The sequence below is a fragment of the Streptomyces sp. NBC_01515 genome (assembly GCF_045040345.1).
GTDB lineage: Bacteria > Actinomycetota > Actinomycetes > Streptomycetales > Streptomycetaceae > Streptomyces.
Genome location: NZ_CP109416.1, coordinates 4,056,906 through 4,070,532 on the forward strand (window position 1 = coordinate 4,056,906; position 13,627 = coordinate 4,070,532).

The following is a 13,627-nucleotide window of genomic DNA, read 5'->3' on the forward strand; positions in this document are numbered from 1 at the left end:
CACCCGGGGGCGGCGGGCACGATGTGTCATCTTCGTCCGGAGCCTCCGCCGAGGGCAGTGCCACGAGCCTGGTACCGACGCACACAGGGGCTTGTCCCCAACGGCCGAACACCGAGGAGCCCCCGCAGTGGCAGTCAGACGCCCCGTCCCACTCGGCCGTGTTCCCAGCCTTTGCTCATATCACCGAACTTCCGGCTCTCCGGCTTGACTTGGCCTCGCCCTGCTCGATGCAATGCCCTGTTACACACATCACATGCCAAGTGGGGGAGATACACCATGGCTCTCGACAGCCCCAAGTTACAGAAGGTGCTTGACGACGTCGCGTCCGGAACCCTGCAGCTTCCGGACTTCCAGCGCGACTGGAAATGGGACGACCAGCGGATCCGGGAACTGATCGCAACGGTGACCCTCGACTATCCACTCGGCGTGGTGATGACGCTGGAGACCGGCGGTCAGTCACCGTTCCGGGCGCGCACCCTCACCGGCGCCGAGGGCGCGCAGGCGGCCACTCCAGATCTGCTCCTGCTCGACGGCCAGCAACGACTCACCTCCCTCTTCCAAGCCCTGCACCTGAACCGTCCGGTCAGAACGGTGGACGCGCGGAACAGGGAACTCAGACGCTGGTACTACGTCGACATCGCCAAGGCGATCGCCGCCGCCGCCGACCGTGACACCGCGATCGTGTCCGTACCGGAAGACAAGGTGCTGCGGTCGGATTTCGCCCGCAAGGTGGAACTCGATCTAAGCAGCACCGAGTTGGAGTGCCGAGCCGCCCACTTCCCGTTGCACCTGGTCTTCGACGTAGCTCAAGTGAACGCCTGGCAGCGGGCCTTCGTTCAGGTGGACGACGCCAACTGGGATCTCTGGTCGCAGTTCGAGCAGCATGTGCTGAACAACGTACAGGCGTTCCAGATCCCGATGATCAAACTTTCCGCGTCCACCACCAAGGACGCCGTGTGCTCCGTGTTCGAGCGCGTGAACACCGGCGGCGTCCCGTTGAACGTCTTCGAACTGCTGACCGCCACGTACGCCGGCGACCGCGAGTACGAACAAGACCACGGGGACTACTACCGGCTGCCTGACGCATGGCAGGACATCAAGAAGAACCTGGCCACCTCCTACCCGGTGTTCGGGCGGCTGGACAACGGCATCGAGGACGGGCTGAGCAGCAGCGATTTCCTGCAGGCGATCGCGTTGGTACTCACCTGGGAGCGCAAGCAGGACGGCCGAGGAGCCGCTGTCTCCTGCAAGCGCCGGGACCTCCTAGACCTGCCGCTGACCGATTTCATCCGGCTCGCGCCCCGCGTGGCCGAGGCGTTCGCCTGGGTGGGCGAGTTCCTGCTCCAGCAGTGCATCGTGAAGTCCGCCGACCTGCCGTACCGCACCCAGTTAGTACCGCTGGCGGCTGTGCGAAGCGTCCTCGGGGACAAGACCGGCTCGCCCGAGCACCACGAACTGATCACCCGCTGGTACTGGTGCGGTGTGCTCGGCGAGATGTACGGCGGGTCGACGGAGAGCCGGTTCACCCGCGACGTCGAACAACTCATCGCCTGGGCAGGAGACGGGCCGAACTCCGCAGTGGTCCCCGACACCGTCGCCGAGGCGGTCTTCGTGGCCGACCGGCTGGACACCCTCACCACCCGCAACAGCGCCGCATACAAGGGCATCTACGCACTGCTGGTCAAACAGGGCGCGGTGGACTGGTATTACCACAAGGAGCCGCTGAACCCGGGCCTGCTCCTGGAGCACTACGTGGACATCCGGCAGATCTTCACCAAGGGCTGGTTCACCCGGCAGCGCCCGGGCGATCCCAGGGCCAACTCGATCGTCAACAAGACCCCGTTGTCCTACAGCGCCAGCCGCTCCATGGCCGGATCGCCGGCGTCGTACATCAGGTCGCTGGCAGCCGAGTCGGGCATCCGCCCGGAGTGGTTCGACGACGTCATCGCCACTCACCTCGTCGATCCGTCGACGTTGCGCGACGACGACTTCGAGGTCTTCTACGCCGACCGTTCCCGCCAGCTGCTGGATCTAGTGCACACGTCCATGGGCAAGCCCACCGTCTCCCGCGATGAAAGCGACCGGTGACCACGACCATGACGAACCCCCAGCCGCCGCCCCCGGACCGGCTGCTCGCGCTGAAGGGCACCACGGTGCTGCTGCCCGACCTGCTCGCCGTGTTCGGGGTGCGGCGTCGCGACTACCAGACCGTTCCCGTGATCGCGGCGGCGCTGAAGGACGCGGGCCTGGCCACCGTGCCGTCCTTCACCCTCTGCGGTCTGAAGGCGGCTCTGCTCGTCGTTGCCGAGGAGACGGTCGAGACCCCGGCAGCGGCCGACCGCACCGACGAGGAGGACCTGCTCCCGGGCACCCTCCCCCAGCACTCCTTCAAGATCGGCGACATCCCGTCCGCCCGCGACGGGCTCGCGTCCGTGCCCTCCAGCGCCTCGCTCACCCAGGCCACCCACATCATGCGGACCAAGGGCTACTCCCAGCTCCCAGTCATCGACGGCATGTCCGACCTGTTTGGCGTCGTCACCTGGAGCTCGGTGGCCGCACGATACGAGACGGGCATGACTCCGACCCTGGCCAACGCCCTGGTGAAGGACTCCCTGCCCGTCGCCGAAGTGCACCAGGAACTCTTCACCCACCTGCCCGCGGTGACCGAACACGGCTACCTCCTGGTACGGAGCAACAGCGGCCGTTTCACCGGCATCGTCACCGCGGCCGACATCACCGCACGGTTCGAGGACACCGCTCTTCCGTTCTTCCTCGTCGGTGAGATCGAGTTCCGGCTGCGCAAGTGCCTGGGCAGCCGGCTCGACCCAGACGTCATCCGCCAGGTCCAGAACGGCAGACGGCCGGAGACGCAGTCGGGCGACATCGCGGACCTGATGTTCGGGCAGTACGTCACCCTCCTGAAGGAGGACCCGGACAGCCCGGCGCTACGAGCGCGAGCGGATGCCAACTGGCAGGCTCTCGGCTGGGTCGGAGTGGACCGTACTCAGTTCGTGCACGACCTGGACCGGATCCGGATGATCCGCAACAAGATCGCGCACTTCGACAACGAACCGCTCGGCCCCAGGCTGCTGTCCGACTTGCGGGAGTTCTTGGGGCTGCTCAAACAGATCGGCTGACGGTCCACCGGATGACGCTGATCCACGCAAGGGTGACGCTGCACGGTCAAAGACGGGACCGGTTCGCGAGGGCACGACTGGTGGCGATGCCCCGCGGGCCGCATTCGAGCCGGCCGCCTGGGGCTATGCAGTCAGCCGAACAGCGACAGTCGCAGGACTCAAAGGCGAGAGCGATGGCCCGCGCCCGTCGCCGACGCTGTGGGGCGGCTGACCAATGCCGTGGCCTGGATGGTGGCAGGCGAAAGCCGCCGACGCACAGTTTCGACGAGGTACTCGACTGCCGCGCCGCGGACAGCAGTCCATGCCGCGTAACCAGCAATTGGGACAACGAATCGCCCGGTAGACACCCTCGGTCTGGACACAGTCACGCCGTCCCGGCCCCTGCATGGCCCCTGAGTCCTGGCATCGGCCCTCACGACAGCCGCCCAGACCGCGAGGAACCACCTCGGTCACCTGCTCCACCGCAGGTCAGAGGAGTTTGAACTCCCCAAAGCCCCGTCGACTTCCAAACCCACGAGCAGCGGATTCAGTCCGTTCAGGCAAAGTTGACGCTCCGACACCCAAAAAAGAACGTTTCCGCAGGTCAGAGACCTGCACAGTGGGGCGGGTGGGACTCGAACCCACGGCCGACGGATTATGAGTCCGCTGCTCTAACCGGCTGAGCTACCGCCCCATTACGGCGCGTCGCGCACATTTGTACGCGCCGTCTGCCGCAGCATAGCCGCTCATACGATCTCCTGCTTCGGATGGTCGACTTCGCACGACCATGAGGACTGCGGCAGGTCACGAGCGGTTCCGGGGGACATGAAAAAGGACCCCAACGGGGTCCTCTTCACTGCTTCCTCACTGTGCTCTCCCGACTGGACTCGAACCAGTAACCTGCCGGTTAACAGCCGGCTGCTCTGCCAATTGAGCTACGGAAGACCGAAGCTCCCCCGACTGGACTCGAACCAGTAACCTGCCGGTTAACAGCCGGCTGCTCTGCCAATTGAGCTACAGGGGAATGCCTCGCTTGCATCGAACGTACTTCCCTGGGTATTCGCCAGGGGGCGTGTGCTCGCTGCGACACATACATTAGCGCAAGCAGGGGGGTGCTCCGCCAATCGGTTCCCCGGTACCGATGCCGTGCCGGAGCCCCGGAGCCCACGCAAGGGAACCTACGCAAGGGAAGGATGGCCGTCATGCGCTACAAGCTCACGTTCGTCGCCGGACTGGCTCTGGGTTACGTGCTCGGCACGCGGGCCGGACGCGAGCGCTACGAGCAGCTGAAGAAGTCGGCGCGTCAGGTCGCGCAGAACCCGGCCGTCCGCAACACCGCCGAGACGGCGGCGCAGCAGGGCCGCCAGTACGCGGGCAAGGCGTACCACGCGGTCAGCGAGAAGGTCGGTGACCGCGTCCCCGACTCCGTCGCGGACCGGGTCCGCTCGCTCCGCGACCGCAACACCAACGGCACGGCCGGGGACGACTGGGGGACGAGCAATACGTAACGGCGTATGTCTCCAGGAGGGCGAGTGCACGCCCTGAGGGGCGCGGAGCCGTGTCCATTTGCGGCTCCGCCGCGTGGCGCGACCAGCCACAACGGACCCGCACCCGCCCCACAGGACGCACCCCTGCGGCTTCACGGCCAAACCCGGCGGAGCGATGCGGCAGAATTTCCGCCATGGGGATAGTCGCCGGGTTGGACAGTTCGCCCGATTTCACTCGTATCGTCGTCTGCGACACGGACACGGGGTCCGTGCTCAGGCAGGGATATGCGCCGCATCCGGTCGAAACCGAGACCGAGGGCGGCGGGCGGCCCTCCGATGTCGATCCACAGGCCTGGCTGCTGTCGCTGGGCGAGGCGGCCGGCGGGGGACTGCTCGAAGGCGTGCAGGCCATCGGCGTGTCCGCGCAGCAGAACGCCCTTGTACCGCTGGACTCGCAGGGCAACACCGTGCGGCCCGCGATGGTCGGCGGTGACAAGCGGGCGCAGGTCGCGGCGGCCGATCTGATCGACGCGCTCGGCGGGCGCGAGGCGTGGGCGCAGGCGGTGGGTTCCGTACCGCAGGCCGCGCAGCCCGTCACCAAGCTCCGCTGGCTGAACCGGACCGAGCCCGACAACGCCCGACGGACGACCGCGCTGCTCCAGGCCCATGACTGGCTCGTGTGGCAGTTGCTCGGGCGGCCGGTGCGGCGGACGACCGACCGAGGTGGGGCTTCCGGGACCGGCTACTGGTCCGCCGCCAGCGGCGGTTACCGGCCCGATCTCGTCGAACTCGCCCTCGGCCACCAGGCCATGCTCCCCGAGGTGATCGGTCCCTCCGACGCGGCCGGTACGACCCCGGAGGGCCTGCTGATCTCCGCCGGTACCGGCGAGACCATGGCCGCCGCCTTCGGGCTCGGGATCGGGTTCGGGGACGCGGTCGTGTCGCTCGGCGCCTCCGGGTCCGTGATGGCCGTGCACCACGAGGCGCTCGTCGACCAGAGCGGGATGATCACCTCGCTGGCCGACGCGACCGGGATGCAGCTGCCGGTCGTCACCACGCTCAACGCCGTACGGACCCTGCGCGGCGCCGCCGAGCTGCTCGGGCTGCCCGACCTGGAGAGCCTGTCCGAGCTGGCGATGAAGTCGACGCCCGGGGCGCACGGGCTCGTTTTCCTGCCGTATCTGGAGGGTGAGCGGACGCCCAATCTGCCGCACACCGCCGGGACGTTGGCCGGGCTGCGGCGGGAGTCGATGAAGGCGGAGCATCTCGCGCGGGCCGCCTTCGAGGGCATGCTGTGCGGGCTCGCCGACGCGCTCGACGTGCTGCGCGGACGCGGTGTGGCCGTACGGCGGCTCTTCCTGCTCGGGTCGGCCGCCGAGCTGCCCGCCGTGCAGGCCGCGGCGCCCGCGCTCTTCGGGACCCAGATCGTCGTACCGCAGCCCGCCGACTACGCCGCGATCGGCGCCGCCCGGCAGGCCGCCTGGGCGCTCGGGGTCTCCCAGGGCACCCTCGACCCGCGCAACCCGCCGCCCTGGCAGGGACCGGTCGCCCAGGTCTTCGAGCCCGGCGACGAGTTGGCCGTAGGACAGGCCGTGCGGCAGCAGTACGTGTCCGTACGGGAACAGACCCATCCGGGCGCGTTCCGCTCGTAGGTGTGTACAGCCGCCGGCGCGAATAAGGCACTTACGGGTGCATAAGGGGCCGTAGGGCACTGCTGTTGGCTTAATCGGTTGAGGTAACGCGGGTGGAGTGTCCGACGATGGGTGCGAGGGGCACACCGCCCGCCCTCCACCCGCCGACTCCGAGAGACCCAGCGTGCTCATACGACTTCTGCGGACCTATCTCAGGCCCTACAGGAAACCCATCGCCCTGCTGGTGCTGCTGCAGTTCCTGCAGACCTGCGCCACCCTCTACCTGCCCACCCTGAACGCGCACATCATCGACAACGGTGTGGTGAAGGGGGACACCGGATACATCCTGTCGTTCGGCGCCCTGATGATCGGGATCTCGCTGGTCCAGGTCGTGTGCAACACGGGTGCCGTCTACTACGGCGCGCGCACCGCCGCGGCCGTCGGCCGGGACATCCGGGGTGCCATCTTCGACAAGGTGCAGTCGTTCTCGGCCCGCGAGGTCGGCCAGTTCGGCGCGCCCTCGCTGATCACCCGGACGACCAATGACGTCCAGCAGGTCCAGATGCTGACCCTGATGACGTTCACCCTGCTCGTGTCGGCGCCGATCATGTGCGTCGGCGGGATCATCCTGGCGCTCGGTCTGGACGTGCCGCTGTCCGGGGTGCTGATCGCGGTGGTGCCGACGCTGACGATCTGCGTGACGCTGATCGTGCGCCGGCTGCGGCCGCTGTTCCGGTCGATGCAGGTGCGCCTCGACGCGGTGAACCGGGTGCTGCGCGAGCAGATCACCGGCAACCGCGTGATCCGCGCCTTCGTCCGGGACGAGTACGAGAAGGACCGGTTCCGGAAGGCCAACAGCGATCTCACCGAGATGCAGCTGAAGACCGGCAACCTGCTCGCGCTGATGTTCCCGGTGGTCATGACCACGGTGAACCTGTCGTCGATCGCCGTCGTGTGGTTCGGCGCGCACCGGATCGCGAGCGGCGGGATGCAGATCGGTGATCTGACCGCGTTCCTCGCCTATCTGATGCAGATCGTGATGTCCGTGATGATGGCCACCTTCATGTTCATGATGGTGCCGCGCGCGGAGGTCTGTGCCGAGCGCATCGAGGAGGTCCTCGACACGGAGAGCAGTGTCGTGCCGCCGGTGGCCCCCGTCTTCGAGCTGCGCCGGCACGGGCATCTGGAGGTCCGCGGGGTCGGCTTCTGTTACCCGGGTGCCGAGGAACCCGTACTGAAGTCCATCGACCTGGTGGCCCGCCCGGGCGAGACGACGGCCGTGATCGGCTCGACCGGCAGCGGAAAGTCCACCCTTCTGAGTCTGGTCCCGCGGCTGGTTGACGCGACCGACGGCGAGGTCCTCGTCGACGGGGTCGACGTGTCGACCATCGACCCGGTGCTGCTCGCCAAGACGGTCGGCCTGGTCCCGCAGAAGCCGTACCTCTTCGCGGGCACGGTCGCGACCAACCTTCGCTACGGCAATCCCGACGCGACCGACGAGGAGTTGTGGCACGCGCTGGAGGTGGCGCAGGCCAAGGGCTTCGTCGAGGGGCTGGAGAACGGGCTGGACTCCCCCATCGCGCAGGGCGGCACGAACGTCTCCGGCGGTCAGCGGCAGCGGCTCGCGATCGCGCGCACGCTGGTGCAGCGGCCGGAGATCTACCTCTTCGACGACTCCTTCTCCGCCCTCGACTACGCGACCGACGCGGCGCTGCGGGCGGCGCTCTCGCAGGAGACCGCCGAGGCGACCGTGGTGATCGTGGCGCAGCGGGTGGCGACCATCAGGGACGCCGACCGGATCGTCGTACTCGACGAGGGACGGGTCGTGGGGGTGGGGCGCCATCACGAGTTGATGACGGACAACGAGACGTATCGGGAGATCGTGCTCTCCCAGTTGACGGAAGCGGAGGCTGCCTGATGGCCGGGCCCATGGGGCGGATGATGGCCGGGACGGGCCCCGACGCCCGTTCGATGGACTTCAAGGAGTCCGGCAAACGGCTGATCGGCCAGTTCCGGCCGGAGCGGCTGACCATCGGCCTGCTGCTGGTGTGTGTGGTGATCAGCGTGGGGCTGAACGTGGTGGGGCCGAAGATCCTCGGCAACGCCACCGACCTGGTCTTCGCGGGCATCATCGGGCGGCAGATGCCGGCCGGGACGACCAAGGCGCAGGCCCTCCAGGCGATGCGCGACCGGGGCCAGGGTTCGGTCGCGGACATGCTCAAGAGCACGGACTTCACCCCGGGCAAGGGCATCGACTTCACCTCGGTGGGGCATGTGCTGCTGCTCGCGCTGGGCACGTTCATGGTGGCCGGGCTGCTGATGGCGGTGGCGACCCGGATGGTCAACCGGGCGGTCAACCGGACCATGTTCCGGCTGCGCGAGAGCGTGCAGACGAAGATGTCGCGCCTCCCGCTGTCGTACTTCGACAAGCGCCAGCGCGGTGAGGTCCTCTCCCGCGCGACCAACGACATCGACAACATCGGCCAGACCCTCCAGCAGTCGATGGGCCAGCTCATCAACTCGCTGCTCACGATCATCGGCGTCCTCGCGATGATGTTCTGGGTGTCCTGGCTGCTCGCCCTGGTCGCGCTGGTGACCGTGCCGCTGTCGTTCGTCGTCGCCACCCGCATCGGCAAGCGCTCGCAGCCGCACTTCGTGCAGCAGTGGCGCTCGACCGGCAAGCTCAACGCGCACGTCGAGGAGATGTACACCGGGCACACCCTGGTGAAGGTGTTCGGCCGCCAGGACGAGTCGGCGCAGCTGTTCGCCGAGCAGAACGACGCGCTGTACGAGGCGGGCTTCAAGGCGCAGTTCAACAGCGGTGTCATGCAGCCGCTGATGATGTTCGTGTCGAACCTCAACTACGTACTGGTGGCGGTGGTAGGCGGCCTGCGCGTCGCGTCCGGCTCACTCTCCATCGGTGACGTCCAGGCCTTCGTCCAGTACTCGCGCCAGTTCTCGATGCCGCTGACGCAGGTCGCGTCGATGGCGAACCTGGTCCAGTCCGGCGTCGCCTCCGCCGAACGGATCTTCGAACTCCTCGACGCCGAGGAGCAGAAGCCCGACCCGATGCCGAGCGAACGCCCGGAGGAACTCCGCGGCCTGGTCGCCCTGGAGCACGTCTCCTTCCGTTACGACCCCGACAAGCCGCTCATCGAGGACCTCTCGCTGACGGTGGAACCGGGCCACACGGTCGCGATCGTCGGCCCGACCGGCGCCGGCAAGACCACCCTCGTCAACCTGCTCATGCGGTTCTACGAGGTCTCCGGCGGGCGCATCACCCTCGACGGCGTCGACATCGCGCGGATGTCCCGGGACGAACTCCGGTCCGGGATCGGCATGGTGCTCCAGGACACCTGGCTGTTCGGCGGCTCCATCGCGGACAACATCGCGTACGGGGCCTCTCGCGAGGTCACCCGGGGCGAGATCGAGGAGGCGGCGCGGGCGGCGCACGCGGACCGGTTCGTCCGTACGCTGCCCGACGGCTACGACACGGTGATCGACGACGAGGGTACGGGGGTCAGCGCCGGTGAGAAGCAGCTCATCACCATCGCGCGGGCGTTCCTGTCCGACCCGACGATCCTGGTCCTCGACGAGGCGACGTCTTCGGTTGACACCCGTACGGAGGTGTTGATCCAGAAGGCGATGGCCAAACTCGCCCACGGGCGTACGTCGTTCGTGATCGCGCACCGGCTCTCCACGATCCGGGACGCGGACACGATCCTGGTCATGGAGAACGGTTCGATCGTCGAACAGGGCGCGCACGCGGATCTGTTGGCGGCGGACGGGGCGTATGCGCGGCTGTACAAGGCGCAGTTCGCCCAGGCGGTGGCGGAGGTCGACTAGCTGCGTTGCGGTGAGTGCCACGAGGGTCGTCGTTCGGCTGACGGCCCGTCGTGGCTGGTCGCGCAGTTCCCCGCGCCCCTAAATGCCCCTCGGCTGAGGTCGTTTTCGGAGCGCGGGGAGCCCGCAAAGGAGCAGGGCGGGCCCGAGTTTTTAGGGGCGCGGGGCTGTGTACATTTGCGGCTCCGCCGCGGGGCGCGACCAGCCCCCACCGGGCCCGCGGACGGCATCAGTCCAGATAACCCCTCAGCTGATCCGCAAAAGCGTGGTCCCGCAGCTTGTTCAGCGTCTTGGACTCGATCTGCCGTATCCGCTCCCGGGTCACCCCGAAGATCCGCCCGATCTCCTCCAGCGTGCGCGGGCGGCCGTCCGCCAAGCCGTACCGCAGCTGTACGACCTTCCGCTCCCGCTCCCCCAGCGTCGACAGCACAGCCTCCAAGTGCTGCCTCAGCAACAGGAACGCCGCCGACTCCACGGGACTCGTCGCGTCGCCGTCCTCGATCAGGTCACCGAGGGCGACGTCGTCCTCCTCCCCCACCGGCGCGTGCAACGACACCGGCTCCTGAGCCAGCCGGAGCACCTCGCTGACGCGCTCCGGCGCGAGGTCGAGGTGGTCGGCCACCTCTTCCGGAGTCGGTTCGTAGCCGCGCTCCTGGAGCATCCGGCGCTGGACGCGGACGACCCGGTTGATCAGCTCGACGACATGCACCGGGACGCGAATCGTGCGGGCCTGGTCGGCGAGGGCGCGGGACATGGCCTGGCGGATCCACCAGGTCGCGTACGTCGAGAACTTGTAGCCGCGGGCGTAGTCGAATTTCTCAACTGCCCTGATCAGCCCGAGGTTTCCCTCCTGGACGAGGTCGAGCATGGTCAGCCCGCGCCCGACGTACCGCTTGGCCACGGAGACGACGAGCCTCAGGTTCGCCTCGATCAGGCGGCGCTTGGCCATCCGGCCCATGACGACCAACTTGTCCAGGTCGAGGGCGAGTTGGCTGTCCAGATCGGACGCGCCGCCGAGCTTCTCCTCGGCGAACAGGCCGGCCTCGACACGGCGGGCGAGGTCGACCTCCTCCGCCGCGGTGAGCAGCGGGATGCGGCCGATCTCGCGCAGGTACTGGCGGAACAGGTCCGAGGAGGGTGCGCCGTTGTCGGCGGTGACCCTGCTGCGGGGCCGTACCTCGGGCTCGGGGGCCTCGGCGGTCTCCACCGCTTCGGCCGTCGGTTCTTCGAGCTCGGGCGGGCTCTCCGGGTCCGCGGTCTCGGGATGGTGCGCGGCACGGCTCTGCGGAGGGACGGTCGCGAGGACATCGGTCTCCGCTTCCGGTTCCGCGCCGTCCGTCGTGCTGGTCTCGGTCTGGTCGAGGGTCTGGGTCTGCACGGGGGCGACCTCCAGGATGATCGCTGCCAGGGGGTACGGCAGCGGCACTTCAGGGGCGGAGTGGGCGGCCTCGCCGCAATCCGTCCCGTACTCGATGAGCGGAACCGCGGGGGTGAAGGACCCGCTGGGGACGGATCGGCCGCGCTCCGAGGACTCAGGCACCGGAACCCAGTGTGGAGTACGACACATCGCCGCCACGAGGGGCGTGCGGTGACTTTTTGAGTCCGTGCCGTGACTACGTGCTCAGAGCGCTGTGGCGCCGTGCACCTGGAGTGCCTGGTCGTACTGCTGAAGCACCCACAACTCGTTCTGTACGGCGGCCAGTTCCGCCGAGTCGCCGTGGCTGCCGAGGCGGGTGAGCGCGCCCTGGACGTCGCCGATGCGGCGTACGACGGCTCTTCGGCGGACGGTGACGAGCTGCTCGCCCGCGTAGTTCTCGTCGACCGTGCGGCGCATGATCGCCTCGACGGCCAGCTCGGTGACCATCGCGCGGACCGCGTCGTCCGGTGCCGCCTCACGGACCCGGACGAGGTAGTCCTGGGCGTCCTGGAGGCCGTACTCGGCGCCGCCCGCCTCGATGATCGCCTCGCGTACGGCCGCGTAGGGCGCGGCGGTGAACTCGTCCACGCCGTACGCGTCGAAGGCCGGGGAGACCAGGTCGGGGCGCTGCAGGGCGAGTTTGAGGAGTTCGCGCTCGGTGGCGAAGACCGGGTTGCGCAGGGTGAGGGCGGGGCCGCCGGTGGGGGTGCGGGGGGTGGTGTCGTACTGCTGCTCGGCGCCGCCCCTCGCCGGTGCCGGGCCCTTGCCGCCCCGGTCGCGGGCCCAACGGGCCAGCTGGGCAACGCGCTTGACGACGAACTGGGTGTCCAGGATGCCGAGCATGCCGGCGAGCTGGACGGCGACCTCGTGCTGGGCGCCGCTGTTCTTGATGCGGGCGACGATCGGGGCGGCCTCGTCCAGGGCGGAGGCGCGGCCCGCGGGGGTGTCGAGGTCGTAGCGGACGACGATCTGGCGGAGCGCGAACTCGAAGAGCGGGGTGCGGGGTTGGACCAGGTCGGCGACCGCCTCGTCGCCCTTGGCGAGGCGCAGCTCGCAGGGGTCCATGTTGTCCGGGGCGATCGCGATGTACGTCTCGGCGGCGAACTTCTGGTCGTCCTCGAAGGCGCGCAGGGCCGCCTTCTGGCCCGCCGCGTCGCCGTCGAAGGTGAAGATCACGCGCGCGCTGCCGTTGTCCATCAGCAGCCGGCGGAGGATCTTGATGTGGTCGCCGCCGAAGGCCGTGCCGCAGGTGGCGATGGCGGTGGTGACTCCGGCGAGGTGGCAGGCCATGACGTCGGTGTAGCCCTCGACGACGACCGCGCGGGACGACTTGGCGATGTCCTTCTTGGCGAGGTCGATGCCGTAGAGGACCTGCGACTTCTTGTAGATCGCGGTGTCGGGCGTGTTGAGGTACTTCGGGCCGTTGTCCGACTCGTAGAGCTTGCGGGCGCCGAAGCCGACGACCTCGCCGCCGATGTCGCGGATCGGCCACATCAGGCGGCCGCGGAAGCGGTCGATGGGGCCGCGGCGGCCCTCCTGGGCGAGGCCGGAGAGGAGGATCTCCTTGTCGGTGAACCCTTTGCCGCGGAGGAAGCGGGTGAGGTGGTCCCAGCCCTGCGGGCTGTAGCCGACGGAGAAGTGCTCGGCGGCGGACTGGTCGAAGCCGCGCTCGGCGAGGAACTTGCGGCCGGTGTCCGCCTCGGGGCTGACGGCGAGCTGCTCCACGTAGAAGTCCGCGGCGACCTTGTGGGCCTCGACCAGGCGGATGCGCTCGCCGCGCTGGTTGGCGGGGTTGTACCCGCCCTCCTCGTACCGCAGCGTGATGCCGGCCTGGGCGGCCAGCCGCTCGACCGACTCCGAGAAGGTGAGGTGGTCGACCTTCATCACGAACGTGATGGTGTCGCCGCCCTCCTGGCAGCCGAAGCAGTGGAAGAGACCCTTGCTGGGGCTGACCTGGAAGGACGGCGACTTCTCGTCGTGGAAGGGGCAGAGGCCCTTGAGGTTGCCGCCGCCCGCGTTCCGCAGCTGGAGGTACTCGGACACCACGGCGTCGATCGGGACCGCGTCCCGAACCGCCTTCACGTCCTCGTCGTTGATCCGTCCTGCCACGCGTGAATTCTACGGGGCCGGACT

General features: G+C 68.4%; 8 protein-coding genes and 3 tRNA genes. 6 read left to right on the plus strand and 5 right to left on the minus strand.

Features of this window, described 5'->3' with window-relative positions:
* The first annotated feature begins 276 nt into the window (after positions 1-276).
* Together OG407_RS17930 and OG407_RS17935 are read left to right on the plus strand one after the other, a co-directional pair.
* On the plus strand, positions 277-2,088 hold the full coding sequence (locus OG407_RS17930; RefSeq protein ID WP_405859228.1) for a DUF262 domain-containing protein: 1,812 nt from the start codon (positions 277-279) through the stop codon (positions 2,086-2,088).
* Positions 2,089-2,096: 8 nt separating this feature from the next.
* On the plus strand, positions 2,097-3,137 hold the full coding sequence (locus OG407_RS17935) for a CBS domain-containing protein (protein WP_405859230.1): 1,041 nt from the start codon (positions 2,097-2,099) through the stop codon (positions 3,135-3,137).
* Between the two features lie 599 nt (positions 3,138-3,736).
* On the opposite strand, the gene OG407_RS17940 is transcribed toward OG407_RS17935, so the two are convergent.
* From OG407_RS17940 to OG407_RS17950, 3 genes are all read right to left on the minus strand, one after another.
* Positions 3,737-3,810: transfer RNA gene (locus tag OG407_RS17940), tRNA-Ile, on the minus strand.
* 178 nt (positions 3,811-3,988) lie between these two features.
* Positions 3,989-4,061, minus strand: a tRNA-Asn gene (locus tag OG407_RS17945).
* A 6-nt stretch (positions 4,062-4,067) separates the two neighbouring features.
* A tRNA-Asn gene (locus tag OG407_RS17950) sits at positions 4,068-4,140 on the minus strand.
* Positions 4,141-4,318: 178 nt separating this feature from the next.
* On the opposite strand from OG407_RS17950, the gene OG407_RS17955 reads away from it, so the two are divergent.
* The 4 genes from OG407_RS17955 to OG407_RS17970 all read left to right on the plus strand — a co-directional run bounded on the left by OG407_RS17955 (position 4,319) and on the right by OG407_RS17970 (position 10,080).
* Entirely contained in the window at positions 4,319-4,624 is a 306-nt protein-coding gene (locus OG407_RS17955) for a YtxH domain-containing protein (RefSeq protein ID WP_403598354.1), read from the plus strand.
* A gap of 173 nt (positions 4,625-4,797) precedes the next feature.
* Positions 4,798-6,255 (plus strand): FGGY family carbohydrate kinase, encoded by a 1,458-nt coding sequence (locus OG407_RS17960; RefSeq protein WP_328683519.1) that lies wholly within the window; start codon positions 4,798-4,800, stop codon positions 6,253-6,255.
* 163 nt (positions 6,256-6,418) lie between these two features.
* Entirely contained in the window at positions 6,419-8,152 is a 1,734-nt protein-coding gene (locus tag OG407_RS17965; protein WP_405859233.1) for an ABC transporter ATP-binding protein, read from the plus strand.
* Positions 8,152-10,080, plus strand: coding sequence for an ABC transporter ATP-binding protein (locus tag OG407_RS17970; RefSeq protein ID WP_405859235.1), 1,929 nt, complete (start codon positions 8,152-8,154; stop codon positions 10,078-10,080). Before OG407_RS17965 ends, OG407_RS17970 begins: the two co-directional genes overlap by 1 nt.
* A 226-nt stretch (positions 10,081-10,306) precedes the next feature.
* Here the strand turns inward: OG407_RS17970 and OG407_RS17975 are convergent, their stop codons facing one another.
* Both OG407_RS17975 and dnaG read right to left on the minus strand, forming a co-directional pair.
* On the minus strand, positions 10,307-11,617 hold the full coding sequence (locus OG407_RS17975; protein ID WP_405859237.1) for an RNA polymerase sigma factor: 1,311 nt from the start codon (positions 11,615-11,617) through the stop codon (positions 10,307-10,309).
* Positions 11,618-11,698: 81 nt separating this feature from the next.
* Positions 11,699-13,603, minus strand: coding sequence for a DNA primase (gene dnaG / locus OG407_RS17980; RefSeq protein WP_405859239.1), 1,905 nt, complete (start codon positions 13,601-13,603; stop codon positions 11,699-11,701).
* Between the last annotated feature and the right edge of the window lie 24 nt (positions 13,604-13,627).

Excerpts from the sequence above, each read along its gene's own strand:
- OG407_RS17930 (WP_405859228.1), top strand. The coding sequence starts at position 277 with ATGGCTCTCGACAGCCCCAAGTTACAGAAGGTGCTTGACGACGTCGCG.
- OG407_RS17935 (WP_405859230.1), top strand. The coding sequence starts at position 2,097 with ATGACGAACCCCCAGCCGCCGCCCCCGGACCGGCTGCTCGCGCTGAAG.
- OG407_RS17955 (WP_403598354.1), top strand. The coding sequence starts at position 4,319 with ATGCGCTACAAGCTCACGTTCGTCGCCGGACTGGCTCTGGGTTACGTG.
- OG407_RS17960 (WP_328683519.1), top strand. The coding sequence starts at position 4,798 with ATGGGGATAGTCGCCGGGTTGGACAGTTCGCCCGATTTCACTCGTATC.
- OG407_RS17970 (WP_405859235.1), top strand. The coding sequence starts at position 8,152 with ATGGCCGGGCCCATGGGGCGGATGATGGCCGGGACGGGCCCCGACGCC.